22 protein-coding genes and 1 pseudogene are annotated in these 25,090 nt (G+C 61.1%); 8 read left to right on the top strand and 15 right to left on the bottom strand.

What is annotated here, in order from left to right; all coding sequences use genetic code 11:
- Window positions 1–42: 42 nt before the first annotated feature.
- Window positions 43–3,207 (bottom strand): GAF domain-containing protein, encoded by a 3,165-nt coding sequence (locus AMS69_RS14755; protein WP_053968813.1) that lies wholly within the window; start codon window positions 3,205–3,207, stop codon window positions 43–45.
- Between the two features lie 554 nt (window positions 3,208–3,761).
- Here AMS69_RS14755 and rdfA point away from each other — a divergent pair.
- The 6 genes and pseudogenes from rdfA to AMS69_RS14725 all read left to right on the top strand — a co-directional run bounded on the left by rdfA (window position 3,762) and on the right by AMS69_RS14725 (window position 10,227).
- Window positions 3,762–4,409 carry a rod-determining factor RdfA gene (gene rdfA / locus AMS69_RS14750; RefSeq protein WP_053968812.1) on the top strand — a complete coding sequence of 216 codons (648 nt, stop codon included), beginning with the start codon at window positions 3,762–3,764 and terminating at the stop codon, window positions 4,407–4,409.
- On the top strand, window positions 4,406–6,196 hold the full coding sequence (locus AMS69_RS14745) for an archaea-specific SMC-related protein (protein ID WP_053968811.1): 1,791 nt from the start codon (window positions 4,406–4,408) through the stop codon (window positions 6,194–6,196). Before rdfA ends, AMS69_RS14745 begins: the two co-directional genes overlap by 4 nt.
- Before the next feature lie 156 nt (window positions 6,197–6,352).
- Window positions 6,353–7,176 (top strand): annotated as a pseudogene (locus tag AMS69_RS14740) (hypothetical protein).
- Window positions 7,177–7,581: 405 nt separating this feature from the next.
- Entirely contained in the window at window positions 7,582–8,430 is an 849-nt protein-coding gene (gene nadE, locus AMS69_RS14735; protein ID WP_053968810.1) for an NAD(+) synthase, read from the top strand.
- Window positions 8,431–8,575: 145 nt separating this feature from the next.
- Window positions 8,576–8,773 (top strand): 30S ribosomal protein S17, encoded by a 198-nt coding sequence (locus AMS69_RS21185; RefSeq protein ID WP_053968809.1) that lies wholly within the window; start codon window positions 8,576–8,578, stop codon window positions 8,771–8,773.
- 119 nt (window positions 8,774–8,892) lie between these two features.
- Window positions 8,893–10,227 carry a 5'-deoxyadenosine deaminase gene (locus tag AMS69_RS14725; RefSeq protein WP_053968808.1) on the top strand — a complete coding sequence of 445 codons (1,335 nt, stop codon included), beginning with the start codon at window positions 8,893–8,895 and terminating at the stop codon, window positions 10,225–10,227.
- A gap of 22 nt (window positions 10,228–10,249) precedes the next feature.
- Here the strand turns inward: AMS69_RS14725 and phnE are convergent, their stop codons facing one another.
- From phnE to yqeC, 6 genes are all read right to left on the bottom strand, one after another.
- Window positions 10,250–11,128: a phosphonate ABC transporter, permease protein PhnE gene (phnE, locus tag AMS69_RS14720; protein WP_053968807.1), complete on the bottom strand. Its 879-nt coding sequence runs from the start codon at window positions 11,126–11,128 to the stop codon at window positions 10,250–10,252.
- Window positions 11,121–11,942 carry a phosphonate ABC transporter ATP-binding protein gene (locus tag AMS69_RS14715; RefSeq protein ID WP_053968806.1) on the bottom strand — a complete coding sequence of 274 codons (822 nt, stop codon included), beginning with the start codon at window positions 11,940–11,942 and terminating at the stop codon, window positions 11,121–11,123. The genes phnE and AMS69_RS14715 overlap by 8 nt, the downstream gene beginning before the upstream one ends.
- Window positions 11,939–12,814 carry a phosphate/phosphite/phosphonate ABC transporter substrate-binding protein gene (phnD, locus tag AMS69_RS14710; RefSeq protein WP_053968805.1) on the bottom strand — a complete coding sequence of 292 codons (876 nt, stop codon included), beginning with the start codon at window positions 12,812–12,814 and terminating at the stop codon, window positions 11,939–11,941. The genes AMS69_RS14715 and phnD overlap by 4 nt, the downstream gene beginning before the upstream one ends.
- Window positions 12,815–12,903: 89 nt before the next feature.
- Window positions 12,904–13,284, bottom strand: a complete 381-nt coding sequence (locus AMS69_RS14705) for a Rid family detoxifying hydrolase (RefSeq protein WP_053968804.1) — start codon at window positions 13,282–13,284, stop codon at window positions 12,904–12,906.
- Between the two features lie 32 nt (window positions 13,285–13,316).
- Window positions 13,317–13,934 carry a nucleotidyltransferase family protein gene (locus AMS69_RS14700; protein ID WP_053968803.1) on the bottom strand — a complete coding sequence of 206 codons (618 nt, stop codon included), beginning with the start codon at window positions 13,932–13,934 and terminating at the stop codon, window positions 13,317–13,319.
- Between the two features lie 42 nt (window positions 13,935–13,976).
- Window positions 13,977–14,762, bottom strand: a complete 786-nt coding sequence (gene yqeC, locus AMS69_RS14695) for a selenium cofactor biosynthesis protein YqeC (protein ID WP_053968802.1) — start codon at window positions 14,760–14,762, stop codon at window positions 13,977–13,979.
- Between the two features lie 94 nt (window positions 14,763–14,856).
- On the opposite strand from yqeC, the gene AMS69_RS14690 reads away from it, so the two are divergent.
- Both AMS69_RS14690 and selD read left to right on the top strand, forming a co-directional pair.
- On the top strand, window positions 14,857–15,105 hold the full coding sequence (locus tag AMS69_RS14690) for a sulfurtransferase TusA family protein (protein ID WP_053968801.1): 249 nt from the start codon (window positions 14,857–14,859) through the stop codon (window positions 15,103–15,105).
- Between the two features lie 2 nt (window positions 15,106–15,107).
- Window positions 15,108–16,145 (top strand): selenide, water dikinase SelD, encoded by a 1,038-nt coding sequence (gene selD / locus AMS69_RS14685; protein WP_053968800.1) that lies wholly within the window; start codon window positions 15,108–15,110, stop codon window positions 16,143–16,145.
- A gap of 17 nt (window positions 16,146–16,162) precedes the next feature.
- On the opposite strand, the gene yqeB is transcribed toward selD, so the two are convergent.
- From yqeB to AMS69_RS14645, 8 genes are all read right to left on the bottom strand, one after another.
- Entirely contained in the window at window positions 16,163–17,743 is a 1,581-nt protein-coding gene (gene yqeB / locus AMS69_RS14680; RefSeq protein WP_053968799.1) for a selenium-dependent molybdenum cofactor biosynthesis protein YqeB, read from the bottom strand.
- The gene (locus AMS69_RS14675) at window positions 17,740–17,985 is read right to left on the bottom strand and encodes a hypothetical protein (protein WP_053968798.1); all 246 of its coding nucleotides are present in this window, start codon (window positions 17,983–17,985) and stop codon (window positions 17,740–17,742) included. The genes yqeB and AMS69_RS14675 overlap by 4 nt, the downstream gene beginning before the upstream one ends.
- 2 nt (window positions 17,986–17,987) lie before the next feature.
- Complete coding sequence (locus AMS69_RS14670) at window positions 17,988–18,341, bottom strand: DsrE family protein (protein WP_053968797.1); 354 nt, start codon at window positions 18,339–18,341, stop codon at window positions 17,988–17,990.
- Window positions 18,338–18,709: a DsrE/DsrF/TusD sulfur relay family protein gene (locus AMS69_RS14665; protein ID WP_053968796.1), complete on the bottom strand. Its 372-nt coding sequence runs from the start codon at window positions 18,707–18,709 to the stop codon at window positions 18,338–18,340. The genes AMS69_RS14670 and AMS69_RS14665 overlap by 4 nt, the downstream gene beginning before the upstream one ends.
- 100 nt (window positions 18,710–18,809) lie before the next feature.
- Window positions 18,810–21,290 (bottom strand): xanthine dehydrogenase family protein molybdopterin-binding subunit, encoded by a 2,481-nt coding sequence (locus AMS69_RS14660; protein ID WP_053968795.1) that lies wholly within the window; start codon window positions 21,288–21,290, stop codon window positions 18,810–18,812.
- Window positions 21,287–21,856, bottom strand: coding sequence for a (2Fe-2S)-binding protein (locus AMS69_RS14655; protein ID WP_053968794.1), 570 nt, complete (start codon window positions 21,854–21,856; stop codon window positions 21,287–21,289). The genes AMS69_RS14660 and AMS69_RS14655 overlap by 4 nt, the downstream gene beginning before the upstream one ends.
- 124 nt (window positions 21,857–21,980) lie before the next feature.
- Window positions 21,981–24,431, bottom strand: coding sequence for a xanthine dehydrogenase family protein molybdopterin-binding subunit (locus AMS69_RS14650; protein WP_053968793.1), 2,451 nt, complete (start codon window positions 24,429–24,431; stop codon window positions 21,981–21,983).
- Window positions 24,424–24,978, bottom strand: a complete 555-nt coding sequence (locus AMS69_RS14645) for a (2Fe-2S)-binding protein (protein WP_053968792.1) — start codon at window positions 24,976–24,978, stop codon at window positions 24,424–24,426. The genes AMS69_RS14650 and AMS69_RS14645 overlap by 8 nt, the downstream gene beginning before the upstream one ends.
- Window positions 24,979–25,090 lie beyond the last annotated feature (112 nt).

Genomic DNA, 25,090 nt, shown 5'->3' with positions numbered 1-25,090 from the left:
CAGGATATACTCTATCAGACTAGCAAACTGAGATTACAGACGCTATCTATCTAGATGCTGGGTCGTTCCACCTTCGCTAAACAGTTGCTCAAGTAGTTTCCGGACAGCGACCCGAAGATGATGGCTAAACGTTGGTTGTGAAATATCGAGTGTATCGGCGATTTGCTGGCCGGTCTTGTCCCGGGGAGATTGATAGAACCCGCTATAGTAGGCTGCAAGCAGGACCTCGAACTGCCGGGGGGTCAGCTGTGCCGTCAACTCCGAGTGGAATGACTCGCGGGTCTGGACACCACGCTCCCGCTTGTGACGGCTCACGAGTTCGATATCTGGACACGAACGCCGTAATTCAGCAATGAGTTGGCGAATATCGACAGTCTGTGGGACCTCAAGCTGTATCTCCAGCGTCTCACCGTCGGACCGGAGTAACTGCGGGGCCCCTCCCTGTTCGGCGACTGTCAGTGCGAGTTGTGTTCCCGAGACCGTTGCCTCGAACAAGCTCGTGTCTTCAGTATCAGTTAAACACTCTAGTCGCTCAATCCGGGGAACGGTGTCCAAACATGCTTGTAGGTCATCGGGGGAAGCGTCAGTGCTGAAAAACACGATACAGCTAGTATCGCCTTGTGGAACAATACCCTCGAATGTGACCTCTGCATCGGCGATGCTTGCGATCCGATGAATGATATCGTCGGACTCCGTTGCTTCCAACTGGAGTTCGACAGCCCGATCTGCGACGAGCCCTTGCTTCGTCTCAATACTGTTAATGGCGTATCCGACGGTCTCACTCACCTCTTCGAGCACTGACTGTGTCGGCAGATCGAACGTGTCCGGCGTTTTCGCGTACACGGTCAGGATGCCGTAGGAGAGCTGCTGATAGCTGAGTGGAATACTGACGACTGACTGGAACCCTCGTTCCAGTAGCCGTCGCTGCCACCCTTTCCCCCTGAGGCCATCCGCGATGTTGTTGTTCAGCGTCTGTTCGTTAGTCCGGGCTGTCTGGACTGCTGGTGGAGGCGGCGTCTCATTCGAGGGCGTGCGGGATTCTTCCAAAAAGCCACGGTCGGTTCCTGCCCACGTCCGTGGTGTGACTCGGTCGTTATCGGCTTCGTATTCGCCGATCCAGGCAAACGAACAGATGTCAGATGCGACCAACTGGTCACACACCGCTTGCTCTATTTCGGAGCGACTGTCTGCCCTGAGGACTCGCTCGTGAATTTTCTGACTCAGCTCTGTCAACCGATTCATCTGCTCAAGCTGAACCGTTTGTTGCTCAAGATCGCGCTGTCTGTCTTCGAGTTCCGTCTCGTAGGTCAGCCTATCGAACGCCGTTCGAATCGTCGCCCCGAGGAGCTCGGTAATCCGGTGAGTCTGGGTATCGAACACGCCGCCGGTGGTGTCACCTGCCCGAAGGACGCCGTGGTCCCCCAGCGGGACGAACACGGCTTTTCCGTCGGCTATCGTCTGTCCGTTCGCAGCACCGGCCGACTCCTCGTCACGCAATATCGTTTCTTCGGCGAAAAAGGCTGAACTCACGGGGCTATCCTCGTCTGCCGGGATCGCCCTGTGCGATCCGGTATCCGTGGCCGCAAGCGGGCGGAAAGCGTTCGTATCGCTGTCGAACGTATACAGCACGACCTCGGGAAGTCCGATGATGTCGCGCGCCCGGGAGACGACGATTTTCGCGGCTTCCTCCTCTGATGTCACACCCAAGAGGTCCGTTGCCGTTTCGTACAACTGCGTAAAGCCCATCTCCGCACGCTGTGTCTGCAGTTCGTTTCCGATCCACTTGCTCAGCAGGTCCACGAGCGTCACGTCCCAGTCCGAGAACCCGGTTCCGCTCCTCCCAGATCCGTAGAAACAGAGCGTCCCGTAGATACTCTCGCCAACAGTGAGTGGTGTCCCGAGGTACCGATTGACTTCGCCGTCCCATATATGATCTCGACCACTGTCGCCACATTCGGTATCGACATCTGTCATCACGACCGTCTCTTCTCTCGCAATAACCTTCTCACAGGGCGTTTCTGACAACGGAATGGTCCCTCCTGAAAAGATCGTTTCGTCAGGTGTCTGGAGTACTTCGAAACCGTATTCCATCCCACTGATCTGTGACAGCGTCGCATACTCGGTTCCCAGTACGCTGCGGCCCACTTGCATGAGTTCAGCTATCTGTTCTCGTAGCGCCCCATCTCGCGTGGTGAACACTTCGGTAATCGTTCGCAGGACCTCTTCGCGCATTTCGAGTTCGGCACGCGTGGCCGTTGAGTGGAGCCCGTCAGCGACGATTTCCGCAAGCTCCGACAGCACGGTCTGCTCCGCCTCGTCAAAGGCGTGTGGTGTATCCGCGTATATCGAAATGACGCTCGGGACTGATCCCGTGTACTGGATCGGGAGGACGATCATCGACCGGAAACCGTACTCCGATGCGAGTTCGCGCCAGGGCTGGCCCGACGATTCGACCCGGATATCGGACATCACCTGCTGTTCGCCGGTTTCGATAGCGTGGCCGAACGGCCCGTCGTCGAACGCCGAACGGCCGTATCTAGAGAGCATCGCCTCGACGTATTCGAAGGCGTCCCCACCGCCTGCAGTGGGGACGATATCACCCGATTCGTTCTTTTCGCCGATCCAGGCGAACTGGTAGGCGTCCGAACTGGTCAGAATCTCACAGACGGCTTCTTTGATTTCCTCTGCCGTCGATGCCAGTAGTACTTGCCTATTAATCTCCCGGAACAGTGAATTAATCCGTGATAGCCGCGCAGTTTCTCGGCGGAACCGGTATGACTCGACCGCGTTCTCGATTCTGTTCGTGAGTACTGCGTACTGCTCCGGGCCGCCACCTTTGACGAAGTAATCAGTGACGCCGGCGGAAACCGCTTTGCTGGCGAGTTTCTCGCTCCCTTGGCCTGTCAACAGAATAAACGGGAGGTCCCCGTTGGACTGTCGCACCGTCTCTACGAACTCAATCCCGTCAGTTTCGGGCATCTCGTAGTCACTGACGATGCAGTCGATCGACTCGGAATCGAAGTAGCTGAGTGCATCCTCGACACTTGCGGCCTCGATGACATCGATGCGGTCGTTTTCGTGTTCCAGCAACTCCGCTGTCGTCCGCCGGAACTCCCCGTAGTCATCGACTAACAGTACCTTGATTCTCGAAGCGACCGTCCCACTATCCGCTGATGCCGGCCCGGTTTCACCGGCCAACTTCCGCATACTACATCAATTACGAGACAGACGGTATAAACGTTTAATTTGGTTACAACGCCGCGATGGTTCTACGTTTGCTACTACCTGTCTCTCTGGGGGGATCCGCTTCCTGACAAGCCAGTGAGCAGTTTTGATCCTTAGAATGTATTTAGATATTACAACTTTTACCCCAGTGGCATTTGTTGATCTCTCCTCTCGGAATGATATATATCTGGAAATATTGTAAGACTCAAAGCACACTTTCATCGCTCAAACCCAGTGAGAGGTGGTACATATTCAATGCAGCCTTACTGCGAAAGGTGACTGAAAAACGAATACGGTATCGCGTATCGTGGACCTGTAATAGTGCCGCTATCATATCAGTTAAAATTCATTACAGAGTTCCTGACACATATATTACATCGTTGGTGGCTGGCAGACAGTTCCGTCTCTGTTTTTGTAGCTCGATATCAAAATTACACACTAAGGGTGTATCTTTTTGTAGGGAGTGTCTACGCAAAGCAGACTGTGGCCACGCCACCGTCAAAAACTATTACTGAGCAGGCCGGAACAACTGGACAATGGCTGCTGATTCCGGTTGCAAAGTAGACGCGGTCATCGACAAGTACGCGTTGGCGTCGGCAGACCCTGTCTATGACTCCCTCGACGATGGCCTGCTCGCACGCTGGACTGGTGCTGATGACCGGACCGAAATGGGGTATCGGTCGTTGACGGCGTGGTTCAACAAACGACTACTTAAACAAGTCTACACTGAACACGGGCGTGAAGCCCTTGATACCCGCATAGACAGTGATTACGAGACATTGCGGGGCCAAGACGATCTACAGCGAGACGAACTGATAGAGCGACTCCAGGCGACTGGCATTCCCGGTGCATCGATCCGCGATGACATGGTTTCGTGGGGGACGATGCGGACGCATCTCAACGACTGTCTCGACGGAGAAAAAGAGCCCCAGGAGGCGACAAAGAACTGGGAGCGAGAAAGCGTGGCAACGGCTAAAACTGTCGCCGAACGGAAAGCCGAAACAGCACTGTCTTCACTCGCGAACAAGGGTGACATCGACGGCGGTGACACCGCGGAGATAGAGGCTCAGATACAACTCGGATGCCCGGACTGTCCGACTCGTGTTCCGTTCGCCGTCGCACTTGAGCGTGGGTACGTCTGCAAGCAACACCGGAGCGCGAACCTGTCAGCACACAACTCATGAGCTGGAACATCGAAATCGAACGAATCGCGGGGATACTTGAGGGGTCGGCGACGATAGAACCGGGACTGAATGTTGTCCGTGGCTCGAACTGGCAGGGGAAATCGAGCTTCATCGAATCCATCAAGACGGCCCTTGGCACTTCTACTGAACTGACTGAAGGGGAAGACAACGGTGCGGTGCATCTCGAAACGCCAACTGGGGCCTACGACGTGACGCTCAGCCGCGAGAACGGTACCGTGGTCCGACACGGTGAACCGTATCTCAGTGACGAGTACGACGTGATCCGCGCTGAACTGTTTGCGTGCCTGGACGAACGAAACGAGGTCCGTCGTGCCGTCCGAGCAGGAGAAAACCTGGAGGATGTGCTGTTGCGGCCGCTCGACTTCCAGAATATCGACTCACAGATCGAGACGTTACAGCGGGAGCGAGAACAGATTGAAACGGAACTCACGCAGGCTCGCGAAGCAAAAAAGCGGATTCCAAGCGTCCAGAAGAAGGTGACGCGACTGGAAGACGAAATCGAAGACCTGCGGGGCAGACGTGAGACAATCGACAGCGAGGCGGGAAGCGACGACAGTTCTGAGTCGGTGCGCCGGCAGCTCAGTCAAGCACGAACTGAACAGAATCAGGCCAAGAACCGCGTCGAACGACTGGAGCAAAGCATCGAGCGGACGGAACAGCGCCTCTCTGACCGCCAAGACGCCCTCGACGCCCTCGAAATCCCGGAGTACAATGATATTGAGGACAGGCTCTCGGAGGCGCGGGAACGGCTCTCAGAGGTGGAGCGCGACGCTGAAGTACTCCAGTCTGTGTACTCGGCCACCGAGATGGTACTCAGCGAAGACCGACTCGACTTGCTGACCGAGGTGGAGCGTGATATCGCCGGGGACACCGTCGCCTGTTGGACCTGCGGCAGTGAGACCACACGAGCAGATTTGGCTGACCAACTTGACACAATCGGAAGCGAACTCACAGCGCTTCGCGCCCAGAAGGAGACCTACCGAGATACTGTCGAGGAACTGGAAACACAGCGCGAGGAAATCAGTCAGGCTCGCCGGCGAAAGGCCGATCTAGAGGAAGATATCGCTGAGTTGAAAACGACGCTGGCCGACCGAAAACAGAGCCTCGGCACAGCCAGACACAGGCTCGAACAGGCACAGGAAGACGTAGAGCGGCTTTCAGACCACGTTGACGCGACCGTGGCGGAACTTTCGGATGTCGAGAGTGAGATCAAGTACCGCGAGGCCGAGCTTGAAGACACCGCCGACGAACTGGCACAACTCGAAACGAGAGCGGCCCGCGCCGACACGCTCGAGACCGAACTTGAATCGCTCCGGGACGACCTCGCGGAACTTCGAAACCGGAAAGACCGAATCAAGCGTGAGTCACGGGAAGCGTTCGACACGGCGATGCAGGACATCCTCTCCCGATTTGGGACGGGGTTCGAAACGGCCCGACTCACCGCTGACTTCGATATCGTGGTCGCTCGCGACGGCCAGGAAGCGAGCTTAGATGCCCTCAGCGAGGGGGAACTCGAACTCATCGGTTTTGTAGCAGCGCTGGCTGGCCGCCAGTCGTTCGATGTCGGCGACGCTGTTCCGCTCTTGCTTGTCGACGGGCTAGGCGGCCTCGATGACGACAATCTGCACACCCTTATCGAATACTTGCAGCAGGGAACCGAGTATCTGGTATTCACTGCGTACCCGGAATACACCGCGTTCGACGGACGCGAGATTGACCCGACACAGTGGTCTGTTGCGAACGAGAAAGCGGCCTCGGCTGACTGAGCCTTTCCACGTTCTCATTCCATGATTGACGCCCAGTCTCGCGTTCGACTGTATACCGCTGTTATCTGAGAAACGAGGCAACTCTCATAGATGTAATTCCAATTTTAGGACCATTATACAAAGAAACTATGGGGTTCCGGGATATCTATCAATCATATGGCGAGTGTTCGGGTAAAAGAATGGACAAAAAAAAACTGAGAGAGATACGGAACGCGGAGTCGCATTCATCGTACGATTCGGTTATCAAAACACTACTGAAAGATCATAAACTTGCGAAGTACGCGGACGAGGACAGCCATACCGCGATAGGCGAGTCCCCCCAGTCACAGGATACCGACAGTGACAAAGCATTCGCTGATCTGACTGTGCTGGCGGAACTGACTGGGAGTCACGACGACGTGTTGTTCCTGTGGTGTCCAAACTGCGGAAACGAACTCGTCCATCTCACGGTTACGCAGCTGATTGGCCTCTCCGTGTTTGAGATGGAGTGCCAGCGGTGTCTTACCCATCTTGACAGTCAGGCCATCGTCGCTATCGAGCTGCGGTATCCAATCGAACAAAAGATGATCGAGGGACAGCTCCAGGCGGATCTCAAATCCTGCGTGATGGACTACTGGGACCGGACACTGAAGGCGGAAACTACTGAGACGGTCGAAACAGAGCCGTCTGCGGCTCGTCTCGTGTGGCAGTTCGACCAATACCACAAGCAGTTCGACTGGGACTGGCCGACTGATATCCCGACTGTCAGTTTTGTTCCGGGCGTCACGTATTCCAACACTGTGACTGACGAGCGAATCGAAGCCGTCGAAGCTATCACCGAGAACCGGAACGCGATGGATTCCTACAAAATCAGACGCTACACTGCAGATGGCGATGTCATCTCGGACCGGCTTGACAGCAGTACGCTCGTCGACTGGATTGTCAACCGTGAACTGGTTGTTACTGAGCAGTCCATCGAAACGACCGAACTCACGACGTAGTGAACCGTGAGGTAGCCGACGTGGCTTATTGTTAGTGGAGCTGGTCTACCTTTCAGAACGCGGTCTGACAGGAGCCGAGATGAGGGGCGGAGTAGAACTCGACGAAAGGTCTATTCGCATCGGTTTGGGACCTGAAATCCGTACAACATCCCGAGTATTGTACAGCGCGTCTCAAATTATAGATCAAAATAGGCTCGATATTGGTTAGAATCCTCGCTGAAATCTTTGATACCTCTAAGTAATATATAAGGTGTATCGAGGCTACCGAAGACACCCATGACGTTTGTCGACAACAGTTATACCGGGCCAGTGACCTACGTCACAGTATGAGTAGCCCGGTTGGATGCATGCGTTTCGTTAGTCGCATCTCGAAGTGTCCTCTGGACAGGGGGCGGGAGAATCGCAGTGAGTAAATCAACGCACCCTCACACGCTCACCCTCCCGCGTGAGGAACATGGATTGGCGACGTCGACGGCAGCGACGAGACGGATACAGGGGATTCTCCAAGCATTTCTGGAAAAGAAGCTTATCGACGCAGAGGCCAATGGACTAGTCGTTCCACTTGACGGCAGCATCGAGTCGACGGTTGCGGCGGCGCTGGCCGTCGACGGCATCGGGGCCGAATACGTGACTGGACTCGTGATGCCGGTACAGCTAAGCGACGAAGGACCTGCCCGGACGGCTGAAACCGTCGCGTCGCTGCTTGATATAGACTGCCACCGAATCCACCTGCAGCCAGTGCTTACAGCGTTCCAACGAGTCGTCGGTGAGACCGGTGAGCCAACCGACGACCTCGTGGCGATGCAAAACGCAGGCGAGCGCTTCCGGATGGCGTGTAAGTACTACGTCGCAAACACCAGAAACGAACTGGTCGTCGGGACGGTCTCACGGACTGACCGGCTGCTGGGCTCCGTTACGAAACACGGCGAGAACGGCGTGGATCTGTCACTGTTTGGCGATCTCTATCGGACTGAGATTGAGGCTCTGGCTGCTGCACTTGCTGTCCCGTCGGACCTCCTTGACCAGTCTTCACGTCCAGTGGGGCACACTGGGGCAACTGATGCCGCGGAACTGGGCTTAGACCAGCAAGACCTCGATAGCGTCCTCCATTTCGCGATTGATAGAGACTACTCTGCGTCGATGGTGGCCGACAAAATCGGTGTTGGCGAATCTGTCGTTGAGCGTACGATTCAGTGGTGTGCCAGGACGCGCCACAAGCGACACACGCCACCAAAGCCTTCAATGGATAACTGACACTCTCATCCGTCGGCCTGTGATGTATTTCGCCACCGCGGAGACCGCAAATCTCACGCAACAAGTCTGGCCAACAGTATGAGCCAAACCGTGGTGTTTCTGTGAGCAAAGCAGTTAACAGCGACACTCCGCGATTCTCACACCCATGCAGGCCGACCCCCAGAAAATAATCGACATCGGCGACAGGCTACTGTCCGAGTATCCTGAATTGTTTACTGAGCAGTACGAAACAAACACTCGCCTCGTTCAGCGACTTGCCAGCGTGGATTCGTTTCGCACTCAGACCCGACTCACGAGATACATCACCCGTGAGAAACGGACGCGAAACGGCCCGAAAACATGAGACCACCGCGAACCACACGCGCCACACGGAGTGCCACACGTTTGTGCCCGGCTTGTCTGTACTCAGCGGCCGCCCTCATATGAGGACCTTCTTTATACAGAGACCGTCTTGCAGAACGTATGTTACTCACTGGGACTGTCGTTGCAGATTCCGAGACCGTCCTGCAGGACGGGGCGGTCGTCGTCTCCGGGGACCGTATCGAAGCTGTTGGTTCACGGGCCGAACTCGAATCGCAGTACGCTGATCACGAACACCAGTCCTACGACGTGTTGTTGCCGGGACTCGTCGGCGGCCATATCCACTCCGTGCAGAGTCTCGGCCGTGGCATCGCCGACGACACGGAACTGCTCGACTGGCTGTTCGACTACATTCTGCCGATGGAAGCCTCCCTGACCGCCGAAGAGATGGAAGTCGCGGCGAAACTGGGCTATCTAGAGATGATCGAAAGCGGGACCACGACCTGTATCGACCACCTCTCGGTTGCCCACGCGGACCGCGCCTTCGAAGCGGCGGGCGAGATCGGTATCCGCGGCGTGCTCGGCAAGGTGTTGATGGACCAGCGCTCGCCGGACGGTCTGCTAGAGGAGACACAGGCCGCACTGGACGAATCTGAGCGCCTCATTCAGCAGTATCACGGCGCCTACAACGACCGGATCCGGTACGCTGTCACCCCGCGTTTTGCCGTCTCATGTAGCGAGGCCTGTCTCCGTGGAGTGCGCGAACTGGCGGACAAATACGACGGCGTCCGCATCCACACCCACGCCAGTGAGAATCAGAGCGAGATCGAGACGGTGAAAGCGGATACTGGGATGCGCAACATCCACTGGCTCGACGAGGTGGGCCTCACCGGCGAGGATGTCGTCCTTGCGCACTGTGTCTGGACTGACGAGAGCGAGCGCGAAGTCCTCGCTGAGACGGGGACCCACGTCACACACTGCCCGTCATCGAACATGAAACTCGCAAGCGGCATCGCGCCCATCTGGGACTATCGCGACCGCGGCATCAACGTCGCTATCGGCAACGACGGCCCGCCCTGTAACAACACGCTCGACGCATTCACCGAGATGCGGCAGGCGAGTCTCCTCCAGAAAGTCGACCAGCTAGATCCGACGGTGACGCCAGCGGCCGAGATCTTCGAGATGGCGACGCGAAACGGCGCGAAAGCCGCTGGGTTCGAGGAACTCGGCGCGATCCGGGAGGGATGGCGCGCTGACATCGTCGGTCTCGATACCGACCTCACGCGCGCGACGCCGCTGCACGACGTGCTCTCCCATCTGGTGTTTGCGGCACACGGCGACGACGTGCGATTCACGATGGTCGACGGGAACGTCCTCATGGAACACGGCGACGTAACCGCCATCGACGCTGACGCAGTCCGCTCTCGGGCCTCGACAATGGGGTTGGAGATGGACCTCGAAGAAGAACGCAAGTCCGCACAGCAACAGAAGCCCTGAGGCCTGTTCTCTCGCCCGAGCGTCAGCCGAGCCGCGTCCGCAACCGCGAGCCGAGCCAGTCGCTTGTGACGACCAGCACAAACACGGCGACGATGGCGGTCGAGAGCTTCCCGTACTGCAGCCGCTGAATAGTGATAACGAGATAGTACCCGACGCCGCCCGCACCCACGAACCCGAGGATGGCGGCCGACCGGATGGTGCACTCCCAGCGGTACAGCGTGTACGAGGCGATTGTGGGCGTCACCTGCGGGACCATCCCGTGACAGACCGCCTGCAGGCGCGTCGCGCCACTCCCGGCAACTGCCTCGGTCGTCATCGGGTCCGTGTCTTCGAGGAAGTCGGCGTACAGCTTTCCCAGCACACCGGCGTTGTGAACTGCCAGCGCGAGCACGCCTGCAAACGGGCCGAGGCCGATAGCGGTGACGAACAGAAATCCCCAGACGATGCCAGGAACGGAGCGCAGGAAGCTGAGCACGGTTCGGCTGAGGTGATAGAGTCCGCGGCCGACGGCGATACGGCCGGCTGCGGCGTTCCTGTACAGCGGGCCGCGATGGGTGACGGTGGCGGCACTGGTCAGACCGAGCGGCACAGCAAGCGCGACAGCGAGCGTGGTCCCGACAACGCTGATAGCCAGCGTTTCGACGACAGCCCACAGCAGTCCGTCCCGAAGACGTCGTCCCAGCAGGTATTCACGGCTACTCTCCGGTGGGACGCCCTCTGCGACGAACGCGACTATCTGCTCACGAGCCCCGGCTGCGAACAGGGCTATCGGGTCCACTTCGGCGATCCACGCCGCGCCGGCCAGTATGACACAGCCGCCGAGTAGTGTCGTGAGCTGGCGCTTCGACAGGCCGAGAGCAGCGGGCCGGGCCGTGTCTGGACCGCTATACTTCTCAGACATACCGCGGGACCGGAGCCTCGCCCTCTCTTTTCCTCCCCGTTCGCCCGGTGTCGGTATTCGGCGTAGATGCGCCCGCTGCAAAGAGGGCATCCAGCTGGTCGTCGGTCACCGCAGATGCGGGCGAATCGAACCTGACTCGGCCGTCAGCCATGCCGACGATCCGCTCGAAGTGCTCCAGTGCCAGGTCAACATCGTGAAGGACGGTGACTAGCAGTTCCCCGTCCAGAGCGTTGTCGAGTACGTCGATGACGTTCCGACGGGAGCTGGGGTCGAGGTTCGCTGTCGGCTCATCAGCTAACACGACCTCGGCATCCTGCATGAGTGCCCGTGCGAAGGCGACCCGCTGGCGTTCGCCGGCACTCAGCGATTTCACGGGGACATCGGCCCGCTCGACCAGCCCCACGGCATCGAGGCGTTCGAGGGCCGGCTCTGGGTGCGCGGGTAGCAGTGGTTCGATGAAGCCGCGGAGCCAGGACAGGTCTCTGAGACGCCCAGTGAGGACGTTCGACAGTGCCGTCCGCCGGTCCACGAGCGTCTCCCCCTGATACGCAAGTGTCGCAGTCGACCCCGCACCGTTGCTCCCGCTGAACGTCACCGTACCTGCATCGGGCCGCAACGCACCGGCTGCCAGCCTGAGAAGCGTGGTCTTGCCGGCACCAGATGGGCCGATGACGGCGACCTGTTCACCGGGATCCAAACTGAGCGAGGCATCCCGCACCGCGACATTCCCGCCGAAACGCTTGGTGACGCTGTCGAAGACGAGCCCGTGCCCTGACTGTGTTCCCTCTGACCGCGCCCTGTGCCCGTTCTTCATTCCTCGCCTCCCTGCTCGATGCCAGCCATCTCGACCGCCGTTTCCAGCGAGGTGAACGCGTCGTGGCTCACTTCGACGTACTGGTCGACGGCTTGCTGATTGAGGATGTCCGTTCGTCCTTTCGAATCGAGGCTGGTGAACGCTGTACGCACAGCGTCCGCTGTCGTCGCCTCCAGCGAGGGGGCGACGGCCCACGGATAATCCGGGAACCCGGGTGTTCGCCACAGCTCTCGGACTCCTTCAACGGCGTCGTCTGCGAGCAGTCTGTCGTAGATGCGGGCGTTCAGCGCCCCGACGACCCCGTTCGTCCGACCGACTGTCTCTGCCGTTGCGTCGTGGGCACCGACGTGTGTGACCTGTGCGAACGCGTCGGTGGTGACATCGTACTTCGTCTGCAGCTGATACGTCGGCATCACGGTCCCGCTGGTCGAGAGCGGATCACCGAATACCAGCTCGGTCTCGCTTGCGGTTTCGACCACGTCCGCCATCGCTGTCAGGTCACTGTCTGATGGGGCGATGAACACGGAGTGCCACTCGGTCTGTCCGTTCCGTGACCCGACGACGACTGGCTTTGCGCCCGCTCGACGATGCGCGAGGATGTACGACACACCGCCGTAGTAGGCAATATCGACCTGCTCCGCGACCATCGCCTGTACCATCCCGGCGTAGTCAGCCGCTGTGCGTAGCTCGGTTTCGACGTCGAGTTCAGTTGCCAGATACGTCGCGAGTTCAGTGTTCTGTTCGATGGCGGTATCCGGGTCCACGTCGGGCACGACGCCAACCGTTAGCGTCGGCGTCACCGTCTTGCCGAGACAGCCCGACAGGGAGAGTGCTGCCGCTGTACCCAGGAACTCACGCCTCGTGGGTCGCATTATGCTTCGATGCGAGTCGCCGGGCTTGAAACTTTGGTGCGCCACACCCCGGCTGTGTGGCCCACAAGTGCAGTACGTGTCTGTCGGCCTCAGTCGCTCGTTGCGATGGCTTCGATTTCGACGCCGACACCCTTCGGCAGATTAGCGACCTCAACTGCGCTCCGGGCCGGCGGCGCGTCGTCAAAGAAGCCGGCATAGGTGTCGTTCATCGCCTCGAAATCGTCGATATCGTCGAGATAGACCGTCACCTTCAGTACATCGCTCATCTCAAGCCCCTCGGAAGCCAGCACCGCTTCGACGTTCGATAGCGCCTGTTCCGCCTGTGTCGCTATCGGCTCGTCGTCGAGCAAGTCGCCGTCGGGCGTCATCGGAATCTGGCCCGCGGTGAACACGAGCGAGCCGTTTGTCGTTGCCTGACTGTACGCGCCGACCGCCTCTGGGGCATCGGTTGTGCTGATAGTCCGTTTCATCAATCGGGAGTTCCACCATCAGCATCTTAAATTCACAGGCCGTCGCGGCGGTCGGTGAACTCGGCACGGTCTGCGGCAGTGTCGATGTCCCAGTGGATTCCGGGGTCCGAAACCTCGATGAACGCTGTCTTCTCGTTGGTCTCGATGATGTCTCGCCCGCCGCGGTCGCCGGAGACCGAGGCGAGGGCGTCGAAATGGCAACTGTCGAAAAGCACCGGATTCCCACGCCTCCCATCGTGTGTGGGAACGACAATGGTTGCCGACCCTGTACGATACGTTTCGATAAGTGTCTCGATGGTTTCGACGCGGACGAACGGCATATCGCCAAGCAGGAACAGGACGGCGTCCCAGCCGGCCGAACGGGCGAACTCGACGCCGTGTCGAACTGACGTACTCTGCCCAGTCGCGTAATCGCTGTTGTGGCGGAGGGACAGCGAGAGGCCATCGAGCGCCGCAGCGACGGCCTTGCCTTCGTAGCCGAGGACGGCGACAACGTCCGACATCGGTGACTGGCTGGCGGTTTCGGCCACCTGCCGGACGACCGCCGTCCCGTCGGTGGTCGCCAGCAGTTTGTTACCCGGTTCATACCGTGTGCTCCGACCAGCGGCGAGGATAACGCCGCCGACTTCGGTCTGGTGCCGACCGGTCATGCTCGCTCCCCTCTCGAACCAATACTGGCTGTTTCCTCACCGTCAGTCATTGCTATCGGACTCTTGCAGATCTGCTGCTGAGACCACCTCACAGATATCGGAGGCAAACGACGTGACGACGCCCCGAGAACACCGCTTCGTCTGTGAAAGCGAGTGCGTGAGTGCGTCTCTGGCGGTACGCTGCTGTGGCTCGGTATCCGCTTTGTTGATTACCGGTATCACAGACGCCCCGGACGGCGCGTTTCGGAGGCCACCGTCGGGATGTGTGAGTACTGTTCCGACAGCCGTCGCAGTGATCGTATCACCCACACTGAGGCCGGTGATAGCCGCTACCCGCTCCGGTCGATGGACCACGTCTGTCGTCAGCGGTTCACCGACGGCGGTGACCGAGGTGACCGGGACGACGTGACTGGCCGTGCGTGGGACGACTGGCTCCCCGTCGCCAGGCGCTTTGAACTCCCGCCTGCGTGCCCCGTCAGCCTTGATGAGGAGCCAGTCGAACAGTCCGGCACTGGATAGCTGTTCTACTACACTCGGCTCGAACCCGCGAACCTTCCGGTCGACTCGAGCCGGGTCGGCTACTTCCTCTCGAGCGACGGCAATCGGTGGGTCGTGTGCTTCGAGGTCGGCGCGCCACGCGCCCGGACCGGTGACCGTCAGCGGCAGGTCAGACGGCGGTGGCATCGCTGTCGTCGTCGTGTAGCCCACGTCGTACCCTTCGTCAGTTCCCTCCACCGTCAATTGTCCCATCGCGGTTTTCTTTCCGCCGGCCCCGACAAAGGCGACAGCGGCGCTGGACCCCAAGCCCAGCGCAGCAGCCAGATGCATACGGTGGCTCCGCGGAAGACACACAAATAGCTTACCGGGGCAACGGCGTGTGGCGGTGATAGCGTTTTTGTGACATGGTGACACACGTAGCGGTATGGCTCGCGTAGACGTTCGTGGTGAAATCTGTCCCCGGCCGGCGCTCATCGTCCGACAGGCGCTTTCGGACCTTGATACCGGTGAGACGCTCGTCGTGCGGGGCGATTACCCCCCCGCTGAAGAGAACCTTCGGCGGATGTGTACGACGCACGGCATTGACGTGACGACCGCGGAGACCGCTGGCGAGTCCAACGAGTTCGAACTCGAACTCCGGGTGACCGAGATGGCGTCGCTGTCGGAGGCCTGAGTGTGGGTACCGACGTGACGACTGAGGACGACGAGACGACGCGCCTGACGGAGTACGCCGAACTCCACGGCTGTTCCTGCAAAGTCGGCCAGAGCGACCTCGATTCGCTGCTCGCCGATGCCGGCCTCACCGGTGAGAGCGACGCGCTGCTGTTCGGCATCGGTGAGGACGCCGCTGCGCGGAAACTTACCGACGACATAGCGCTGGTCTCGACGGTGGATTTCTTCACACCTATCGTCGACGACCCGTACGACTTCGGCCGTATCGCCGCTTGTAACGCCGCTAGCGATGGGTTCGCTACAGGTGCGGTCGAAAACGTTGACTGCCTCGTCGTCCTCGGATTGCCGCGGGAACTGACCGAGAGCGCAGCACCGATCCTCGCCGGCATGGCTGACGCGCTGGACACGATGGACGGCGTCATCGCCGGTGGCCACACCATCATGAGTCCATGGCCCTTCGCCGGCGGAGCGATTTCGGCGACAGCACGACCCGACGACCTGCTCACTTCACAAGGGGCTAGCCCCGGCGACCGACTCTACCTGACAAAACCGCTCGGGACACAACCGGCGATGGGGGCGACCCGTGTGACCGACGAGCAGTTTGTCGAGACAGTCACCGACGCCACTGACCGCCCGCTCGACACCATTGCTTCGGAGGCCATCGGGTGGATGACGACCCCGAACCGGGACGCAATGGTCGCATGCCGCGAATACGCGACCGCGGCGACCGACATCACCGGCTTCGGCCTCGCCGGCCAGAGCCGCGTGGTGGCCGCCCGATCGAACGTCGGTATCGACCTGACGCACCTGCCAGTCATCGCAGGGACGCCCGCTCTCTCGACGCTTTTCGGATACGGGCTACCTGACGGAGAGAGCGCGGAGACCAGCGGCGGCCTGCTCGTCTCCGTCCCACCGGCTGCGACTGCTGCCGTCGAATCGGCGTTCGACGACGCCGACGTGTTCTATCGCGCTGTTGGCCGCGTTACGGCCGGACGCGGCGTCACGATTGACGACCCGACCATCGAAGAAGTCAGTTCGTAACGTCGAGTAGGACCCTTCTACTGCAACCGCAGCACTGCCTCCAGCACCCCGCCGCCGAGACACAGCGCCTTGTCGGAGATCTTCGTCGGGTCGACAGACTCGCCACGGGGGTCGACATCGCCGAGCTTAGTGCCTTCACTGACGCTGAGGTCGGCGTGAACGAGGCCACGAACCAGCCCGTCTATTTCTGTCTCGACCGGCCGGTCACCGACCGTACCGACCACATCGCCAGCTGTGACAGTATCGCCGATGGCGACTGTTGGGGTCCACTCACCATCAGTCGGCGCGCGGAGCACCCGTTCGTGGGTGTAGCCGCGACGCTCGCCCGGCTCGCCGTCGTACTCGCTCGCTGTCCCCTCGTAGAACACCCGACCGAGTTCGTGCCCGCGGTCAGTCTCGACGACCGCGTCGACACTCTCGCCGGCCTCGAACCCCGGCCCCATTCCGACCACGACGTCGGCGTCAGACCTTCGAGTACCGGTGTCGAACGTCCCTTTCGCCATGATAGCATCGACGAGGACTGTGGCGTCGAGTTCGTCGGCGACGGCCGCCTCGGGGTCAACGAGTACCGGCACGACATCGTCGGCAAGCAGTTCCAGTGTCTCGTCGATGTCCGCGGCTGCCCGGCCAGTGACTCCTTCGACCGTCACTTCGTCTTCGTACAGCGCCGCGCCGAAGGCGACCGCCCGCCGGACGACGGTCGGCTGTTCGACCTCTGTGACAATCACCGGAAAGCCAGCCTGCTTGAGGCGATAGACGACGCCGCTCCCGAGGTCGCCGCCGCCGCGGACGACGACCAGGTCGTCGAGGTTCAACCGTGTCGCCCGCTCGCCGGTCGCGTCGTGGCGGTCCATAGTGACCTCGGCGAGAATCGAGAGCGCGACGGCGGCCGGCCCGCTCCCGCCGAGGTCGAGTCCCACCGGCGTTCGGACCCGGCTGAGGTCCCGTCGGGCGTACCCCGACTCGACGAGCGAGTCGAGGACGTGGTCGGCCTTCGTCTCGCTGGCGACGAGGCCGACGTAGCCAGCCCCACCGTCCAGCGCCGCTGCGACGGCCTCCTGATCGAACGTCCCGCTTCGCGTCGCGACGGCCACGGCTGTCTCCGTCCCCATCGGGAGGTCACCGAGTACGTCGCCGTAGTCGCCGTGAATCACGTCCGTGTCGTCTGGGAACTGCCCCGGGTCGGCGTACGCCTCGCGGTCGTCGACTACGGTGACGGCGTACCCCAGCCGCTCGGCCAGCGGAGCCAGCTCGACGCCGATGTGGCCGCCGCCGGCGATATAGAGCCGTGCCTGCCCGCGAACGCGGTCGATGAACACGTCCATCTCGCCGCCACAGACCATACCCGTGTTGCCGCCGGGTTCGAGTTCGTACGTCCGGACGCCGGGGTCGTCGGCCCCTGAAAGCACTGACCGGGCGTCCTGTACGGCGAGATGCTCGACCGTGCCACCCCCGATGGTCCCGTACTCGTCGTCGCCTGTGACTATCATCTTGTCTCCTACGTCCCGCGGTGCACTGCCGTCCTTGCGGACGATAGTCAGGAGTGTTGCCGGTTCTCCCTTCGCGGCCAGTTCGTCGAGTCGTTCGAACAGGCTCATACGAAGCTCTTGACCTCCTGTTCGACGAGATGCTCGACTACGGTGTCGTATGATATTCGGTCGATGTCCGGTGGTAGCGAGACGCCACGCACATCCACGTCTCTCGCGACCGCTGAGACGGGGGCGTCGATATCCGGCGTGAGGTAGACCCCGTCCTGAATCAGAACGACGCGTGCCTCGGGGTCCCCGGCGGCGGTACGCAGCCCGATTTCTGCCATCGGCTTGTCGATGAGATACAGCATTGTCAGAAGTCCAGTGTTCGGTCGGCATCACGGATGCGGGCGGTAACGCGGTCGTCCGACCAGACGGCCACGTCGTCGGCGATGTCCCTCTCGTCGACACCGCGCTCGGCCATCGCCACGCTGTCCGCAACCATCTGTCCGCCCTGTTCTTCCAGATCGGCGACGTGTCCGCCCATGTTGAGCGCGTTGCGGTCGACGGCCTTTCGAGCGCCGTACACGCCGTCCTGTGTGAATATCACGGTCACGTCGTGCATGTCGAAGCCGGCCGCAACACCACGGGCGGCGCGCAGCCCCTCCGGGATATGGACACGCCCACACGGCGCACGGGTGAGCAGGACGACGACATCCCGTTTCATAGCGAGACCACCCGGTCGGCCTCGCCGATGATGTCCGCAAGGTCCGGCAGCAGCCCGACTTCGACGCCATCTGGGTAGTCGGCGGGCGCGTCGATGCCGCGTGCGTCGACACAGAGCCCACAGCAGATGACCGCCGCTCCGTCCGCAATGAGTTCCTGAAACTTCTCTGTCGGCATCTCGTCGTACAGCCCGCTGTCCGAACAGCCGGGCAGGGTCTGGTCCGCGACAGGAACGAGCGCGCCGTCGAGATAGTGGAAGTAGCTCACCTCGTGGCCCTGATCCAGCGCCGCCCGCCCCAGCTCGTAGGCGGTGCGCCACCGCTCACTGTCGAAGGGTCCCCCTGTCAGCAGAAAACCGATGTACGCCATACTGACGAAGTTTTCCCGAACAGCGCTTAATAGTTTGCTCGACACACTGAAAAACACTCCGTGTGTGATATTACGAAGCGGAAAACTGCCCGAAACAAATCTATCTACCGTCTGCAGACTGCTCATCAAATGCCGCCTTCAGGTCGTCCGCAGTGAACGGTAGCTCGGTCAGCCGAACGCCGACGGCGTCGCGGATCGCGTTCGAAAGGGCTGGCGGGACCCCGTTTGTCGGGAGTTCCGCGATGGACTTCGCGCCGAACGGACCCGTGGGTTCGTGTGTTTCCACGAGAATCGTCTCCATTTCTGGGTGGTCGGTCGTCCGCGGCATCCCGTACTGGCGAAAGCCGAGTACGTCCGGGTTCCCGTCCTCGTCGAAGGTCAGGTCGCCGCTCGTGGCGTATTCGAGGCTCATGTGCTCGCCGCCCTCTATCTGGCCTTCGACCAGCGCGGGATTGATGGCGACGCCGCAGTCCGCCGCGAACACCAGTTTGTTGAGTTCGTACTCGCCGGTCTCCGTATCGACAGTTACGTCGACGAACTGCGCACCGTACGGCGGTGGACTCTCGTCGGTCGAGTGGCTGCCGTCACCGAGGATGTGTTCGCGCTCGTCGTCGCCGTAGGTCGCTTCGTAGCCGATCTCCTCCAGCGAGACACGGTTCCCGGTTCGCTCGCTGTACACGCCGCCGTCGCCAGTGTCGAGCGCTTCCGGCGGCTCGTCGAGCAGTTTCGACCCCCACTCCAGCACCCGCTCTTTCGCGTCTTCTGCGGCCTTCTTCACCGCTCGACCGCTGATGTACGTCGTCGAGGAGGCGTACGCGCCGTAATCGAACGGCGTCAGATCGGTGTCGGCGGCGATGACGACGACATCGTCCGGCGTGCAGCCCAGCACCTCGGCGGTGATCTGAGAGAACATCGTGTCCGCGCCCGTGCCGGTGTCGACGCCGCCGACCTGCAGGTGGAAACTCCCGTCTTCGTTCATCTGTACCTGTGCCGCGCCGAGTTCCTTTCCCGCAACGCCGCTTCCCTGGGCGATAAGCGCCATTCCGACCCCGCGCTTGCGGTGGTCCTCGTCGGGCTGTTCGAGGTCGTCGTAGCCAATGGCTTCCTTCCCGCGGTCGACACAGTCGCGGATGCCACACGAGCGAATCTCCCTGGTGAAGCGGTCACCGTCTTTCAGAATTGCGACGCTCCGGTCGAGATCACCCTCGCGGACCGCGTTCTGCAGGCGGAACTCGATTGGGTCAAGGTCGAGGCGGCGGGCCACCTCGTCCATGTGTGACTCGACGGCGAAATGGCCCTGCGGCGCGCCGTACCCTCGCATGGCCGCCCCCATCGGGAGGTTCGTATGCACCACATCCCCGGAAAAGCGGACGTTCGGGACGCGTGGATAGAGCGGGAGCGGCTTCGTTCCGACGTTGTTTGCGACAGTCATGCCGTGGGTTCCGTAGGCTCCAGAGTTCGACAGTGTGTAGAGATCCATTGCCTCGATGTCGCCGTCGTCAGTCACTGCGGTCTGCATCCGCATTTGCATCGGATGCCGAAAGCGAAGCGCGGTGAACTCCTCTTGCCGGCTCATCTCCAGTTTGACCGGCCGGTCGGCCGCCAGATGCAGTGCGAACGTTATCGGCTCGATTGCCATCTCCTGTTTTGACCCGAATCCAGCGCCGATTCGCGGCTTCTTCACTCGCACGTCGCGGATGGGCACGTCGAACAGGTGTGCTATCTGGCGGCGGGTGTGAAAGGGGACCTGCGTCGCTGTAATGAACGTGTGCCGGTCATCCTCGTCCGTGTAGGCGATGGTTGTGTGCGGTTCCGGGACGCAGTGGGACTGGTACGGCGTTTCCCACTCCGTCTCGATGACGTGCCGGTCGTCCTCACTCTCCGCTCGTTCGACCGCCCCAGCAACGTCACCGAGTTCCCCCTCGAAGTGTGATTCGAGGTTTCGGCTGTAGTCTGCGCCCGACTGCTTGTTCTCCACGTCGTCGGTTTCGAACAGCTGTGGCGCGTCCTCGTCGAGTGCTTCTTCGGGGTCGAAGACGGCGTCCAGCTCCTGGTACTCGACTTCGATTTTCCGTGCGGCTCGGTCGGCCGTTTCCGGGTCGTCAGCTGCCACTGCGGCGACCGGGTCACCGACGAAGCGGACGTGTTCGCGCAACACTTTCAGATCCCACGGACTCGGCTCGGGGTAGGACTGGCCCGAACTGGAGTACAGTTTGTCCGGAACCACATCGTCGAACGGCGTGATGACGGCGTCGACGCCATCCATCGCTTCGGCTGCGCTCGTATCGACTGCTTCGACGTAGCCGTGAGCGATGTCGCTGCGAACTACCGTCCCGTGAGCGAGGTCCGGAAACCGGTCGCGGTAGTCCGCCGTGTAACGGGCTTCACCAGTCACGATTTTCCGCGCGTCGTCTTTCTCTTCGTTCACGGTAATGGCGTCGCGCTCGGATTCGGCTTTCCGGTCGGGTTCGCGTGCGATGTCCGCCGCTGCCTCCCTCTCGGCTTCGGCAGCATCCGCTTCCTCTATTCCTGTCCTGTCGGACTGCTCGGCCGTCTCCCGGGCACGGTCGGAATCGCTCACTTCTCGCCCTCCGTGCAGCCGCAGTCGGTGCGTGAACACTCGACTTCGGTGGTGGCTCCATCGTCGCTATCGAGTGCCCGTCCACCGTCCGCGGCCACGGCTGTCCCGTCGTCCATCTGCTCGGCGGCGTCCAGTACCGCTTCGACGATTTTCTTGTAGCCAGTACATCGACAGAGATTGTCCGACAGCGCTTCCCGAACCTCCTGTTCGGTCGGGGCCGGATTCGCTTCTAGTAGCGCCGTTGAGCGCATAATCATCCCGGGAATGCAAAACCCACACTGTAGCGCAGTATTCTCCACGAATGCCTGTTGCACCGGATGCAGGTCGTCCTGTGTACCCAGCCCTTCGATTGTCTCGACGGATGCGCCCTGCACTTTCGTCACCGGCTCGACGCAGGATTTCACCGGCTCACCGTCGACGTGTACCGTACAGAAGCCACACGCGCCGGTGTCACACCCCCGCTTCGCGCCAGTGTACCCGTTCCGTCGAAGGACATCGAGCAGCGAATCGGACTTCGATGCTTCGACAGTCCGCTCCACACCGTTCAGTTCCAGTTCGATTTCCATATGGCTCATCAGCTCGCTAGCTATGTCAGGTACGTGACGAACAGAACGGTAAATAGCTATCGCGGATTTGCGATATGGCACGCCGCCACACCGGGTTTTGCCGTGACTGGCACCCCGTTCCGAGTCAGGAGTTGCGCTCGTCCAGTTGCGTCTTGATCTTATCGGCGGTAATCGGCATCTCCCGGATACGGACGCCGACGGCGTCTCTGACGGCGTTTGACAGCGCCGGTGGAACCGTGTTGGTCGGGACTTCGGCGACCGACTTCGCGCCGAAGGGACCGGTCGGTTCGTGGGTCTCGACCAGAATCGACTCGATTGGCGGCGTCTCTGTCGCCGATGGCAGGCCGTACTCGTCGAAGTCAGCTATCTCTGCCCGTCCCTCGTCGTCGAGCGTGATTCCGTCGCTGACGGCCATCTCGTAGCTCATGTGGTTCGCGCCCTCGATTTGGCCCTCGGCCATGCCGGGGTTGATTGCGACGCCGCAGTCGACGGCGACGACCAGTTTCTGAACTTCGAACTCCCCGGTGGTCTCGTCGACCGTCACGTCGGCGAACTGCGCAGCGAACGGCGGGGGACTCTCCTCGGTGCAGTGGGTCCCCTTCCCTAAGATGTGTTCGCGCTCGTCGCCGCCGTAGGCGGCCTCGTAGCCGATGTCTTCGAGTGTGACCGAATCGCCGCTGGCCTCGCTGTACACGGTTCCGTCGCCGGTTTCCAGCTCCTCGACTGGCTCCTCTAGCAGCTTCGACCCCCAGTGGAGAATTCGCGCTTTCGCATCCTCCGCGGCTTTCTTGACGGCCATGCCGCTGATGTATGTTGTCGAAGAGGCGTACGCCCCGTAGTCGAAGGGTGTTACGTCAGTATCAGCGGATTTGACGATTATGTCGTCCTCGTCACAGCCCAGTACCTCGGCGGCAATCTGGAGGAACGCCGTGTCAGCGCCCGTCCCGATGTCGACGCCGCCGACCTGCAGATGGAAGCTCCCGTCCTCGTTCATCATTATCTGGGCGGCCCCGAGTTCGTCCCCGGCGACGCCGGTCCCCTGTGCGGACAGCGCCATCCCGATGCCGCGGTGCAGATGGTCCTCGTCGGGCTGTTCGAGGTCGTCGTAGCCGATGGCGTCCTTGCCACGCTCGATGCACTCGTCGAGGCCACACGAGCGGATACGGCGGTTCGCTCCCTCCCCGCCCATCATTCCCGCGATCTCGTCGAGGTCGCCGACTTCCATGTGATGCCGCCGCCGGAATTCGATAGGGTCGAGACCGAGGTCGCGAGCCACCTCGTCGAGATGGCCTTCCAGCGCGAGCGTGCCCTGTGGCGCGCCGTAGCCCCGCATCGCCCCGGTCTGTGGCGTGTTCGTGTGGACGATATCGGCCTCGAAGCGGGCGTTGGGGACCTTCGAGTACAGCGGCAGCGGCTTGCTCCCGACGTTGCCCGCGACGGTCATGCCGTGGCTCCCGTACGCGCCGGTGTTCGACAGCGCGTAGATGTCGATGGCCACGATGTCGCCCTCGTCGGTGACGGCGGTCTTCGCTTTGACCTTCATCGGGTGGCGCGAGCGCATCGCGTAGAACTCCTCCTCGCGGCTGGCTTCGTACAGGACCGGGCGGTCGGTTGCGAGCGAGAGCGCCAGCGGAATCGGCTCGACCACCATCGCCTGTTTCCCGCCGAACCCGCCGCCGACGCGGGGTTTCTGCACACGGATGTCACGGATGGGGATGTCGAACAGGTGGGCGAGCTGTCTCCGGGTGTGGTTGGGCACCTGCGTGCTGGTGATGAGGACGTGGCGGTCATCCTCGTTCGTGTACGCCAACGAGGTGTGTTTCTCGACGTTGGCGTGGGACTGTCGAATCGTCTCCCATTCGGTCTCGTGGACGTGAGTCTCGCCGTCGAGCGCCGCGGCCACGTCGCCCAGTTCGCCCCCGATGTGTGCCATCCGGTTGCGGTCGTAATCGTGGCCGACGATCTCGTTCTCGACCTCGACGTCCTCGAACAACTGCGGCGCGTTTTCGTCGAAGGCCGCCTCCGGGTCAGTGACGTAGTCGTATTCCTCGTAGGACACCTCGATGGCCTCGACGGCGGCCGTTGCAGTTGTCCGGTCCTCGGCGGCGACGGCGGCAATCGGGTCGCCGATATACCGGACGTGCTTGTTTAATACGTGCATATCCCACGGGCTCGGTTCAGGATAGGACTGTCCGGCGCTGGTGTATTTTCCGTCCGGCACTGCGTCGGATTCGGGTGTCAAGACCGCGTCGACGCCGTCCATCGCCTCGGCGTCGCTTGTGTCGATGTCGGTCACGCGGCCGTGTGGGATGTCGCTCCGGACGACCGCCGCGTACGCCAGGTCGGGATACCGCTCCTCGTAGTCGGCGGTGTACTTCGCCTGCCCGGTGACGAGCTTTCGGTCGTCGTACTTCTCCGTCCGGTGGGAGACACTGTCGCGTTCGTCGGGTGCCTTGTCGTTGTTCTCTGGTTCGTCCCATTCGAGCGGGTGTTCTTCGGACCGCCTATCCTCGACAGCCTCCGATTGCGAGGCCGTCCCCCCGTCGGCCGTGGGTGCCTCGTCGTCGCTACTCATCGCAGTCACCTCCGCAGCAGCGGGTCGACTCGTTCGCATTCGGCGACACAGTGACAGAGTGGCCGCCGTCGGCGGCTACCGACTGCGCTCCACGCATTCGCTCTGCCGCGTCGAGTACGGCTTCGACCGGCTTCTGATACCCGGTGCAGCGACAGACGTTGTCGTCTAGCGCCTCCCGGACCTCCCGCTCCGTTGGGTCGGGGTTCGAATCCAGCAGTGCCACCGCCTGGATAACCATTCCCGGGATACAGAACCCGCACTGGACGGCGAAGTTGTCGACGAACGCCTGCTGTACCGGGTGCAGGTCGTTCTGTGTCCCGAGCGCTGCGACGGTCTGTATCTCACTCCCATCGGCGTCCACTGCGGCCATTCCGCAAGCCATCCGGACTTCGCCGTCAACGAACACCTTCGATGCGCCGCACGTTCCGCCGTCACAGCCACATTTCACGCCGATGTACCCGTGCTGTCTCAATACCGTCGCCAGGTCGTCCGCCGACCCGGCTTCGACTGTCGTCCGCTCGCCGTTGATTGTGAGTTCGATGTCCACAGGGGTCCCTCCAGTTGCGGTATGCGATACGCACACGCACCTCTTAGTGAACAACTGTACAGCACTCTCTCATATAGGTATGCTTCACAGGTACTCGATTGCGATATTGCCA

Origin of the sequence: Haloarcula rubripromontorii, assembly GCF_001280425.1 — an archaeon.
GTDB lineage: Archaea > Halobacteriota > Halobacteria > Halobacteriales > Haloarculaceae > Haloarcula > Haloarcula rubripromontorii.
The sequence above is the reverse complement of the archived record's forward strand: the minus strand, read 5'-3'. Positions and strand labels throughout refer to the sequence as shown.

Bases quoted from the DNA above. Each gene is read 5' to 3' on its own strand.
- AMS69_RS14755 (WP_053968813.1), bottom strand. From the start codon at position 3,207: ATGCGGAAGTTGGCCGGTGAAACCGGGCCGGCATCAGCGGATAGTGGG.
- rdfA (WP_053968812.1), top strand. From the start codon at position 3,762: ATGGCTGCTGATTCCGGTTGCAAAGTAGACGCGGTCATCGACAAGTAC.
- AMS69_RS14745 (WP_053968811.1), top strand. From the start codon at position 4,406: ATGAGCTGGAACATCGAAATCGAACGAATCGCGGGGATACTTGAGGGG.
- AMS69_RS21185 (WP_053968809.1), top strand. From the start codon at position 8,576: ATGCAGGCCGACCCCCAGAAAATAATCGACATCGGCGACAGGCTACTG.
- AMS69_RS14725 (WP_053968808.1), top strand. From the start codon at position 8,893: ATGTTACTCACTGGGACTGTCGTTGCAGATTCCGAGACCGTCCTGCAG.
- phnE (WP_053968807.1), bottom strand. From the start codon at position 11,128: ATGTCTGAGAAGTATAGCGGTCCAGACACGGCCCGGCCCGCTGCTCTC.
- AMS69_RS14715 (WP_053968806.1), bottom strand. From the start codon at position 11,942: ATGAAGAACGGGCACAGGGCGCGGTCAGAGGGAACACAGTCAGGGCAC.
- phnD (WP_053968805.1), bottom strand. From the start codon at position 12,814: ATGCGACCCACGAGGCGTGAGTTCCTGGGTACAGCGGCAGCACTCTCC.
- AMS69_RS14705 (WP_053968804.1), bottom strand. From the start codon at position 13,284: ATGAAACGGACTATCAGCACAACCGATGCCCCAGAGGCGGTCGGCGCG.
- AMS69_RS14700 (WP_053968803.1), bottom strand. From the start codon at position 13,934: ATGACCGGTCGGCACCAGACCGAAGTCGGCGGCGTTATCCTCGCCGCT.
- yqeC (WP_053968802.1), bottom strand. From the start codon at position 14,762: ATGCATCTGGCTGCTGCGCTGGGCTTGGGGTCCAGCGCCGCTGTCGCC.
- AMS69_RS14690 (WP_053968801.1), top strand. From the start codon at position 14,857: ATGGCTCGCGTAGACGTTCGTGGTGAAATCTGTCCCCGGCCGGCGCTC.
- yqeB (WP_053968799.1), bottom strand. From the start codon at position 17,743: ATGAGCCTGTTCGAACGACTCGACGAACTGGCCGCGAAGGGAGAACCG.
- AMS69_RS14675 (WP_053968798.1), bottom strand. From the start codon at position 17,985: ATGCTGTATCTCATCGACAAGCCGATGGCAGAAATCGGGCTGCGTACC.
- AMS69_RS14670 (WP_053968797.1), bottom strand. From the start codon at position 18,341: ATGAAACGGGATGTCGTCGTCCTGCTCACCCGTGCGCCGTGTGGGCGT.
- AMS69_RS14665 (WP_053968796.1), bottom strand. From the start codon at position 18,709: ATGGCGTACATCGGTTTTCTGCTGACAGGGGGACCCTTCGACAGTGAG.
- AMS69_RS14655 (WP_053968794.1), bottom strand. From the start codon at position 21,856: ATGGAAATCGAACTGGAACTGAACGGTGTGGAGCGGACTGTCGAAGCA.
- AMS69_RS14650 (WP_053968793.1), bottom strand. From the start codon at position 24,431: ATGAGTAGCGACGACGAGGCACCCACGGCCGACGGGGGGACGGCCTCG.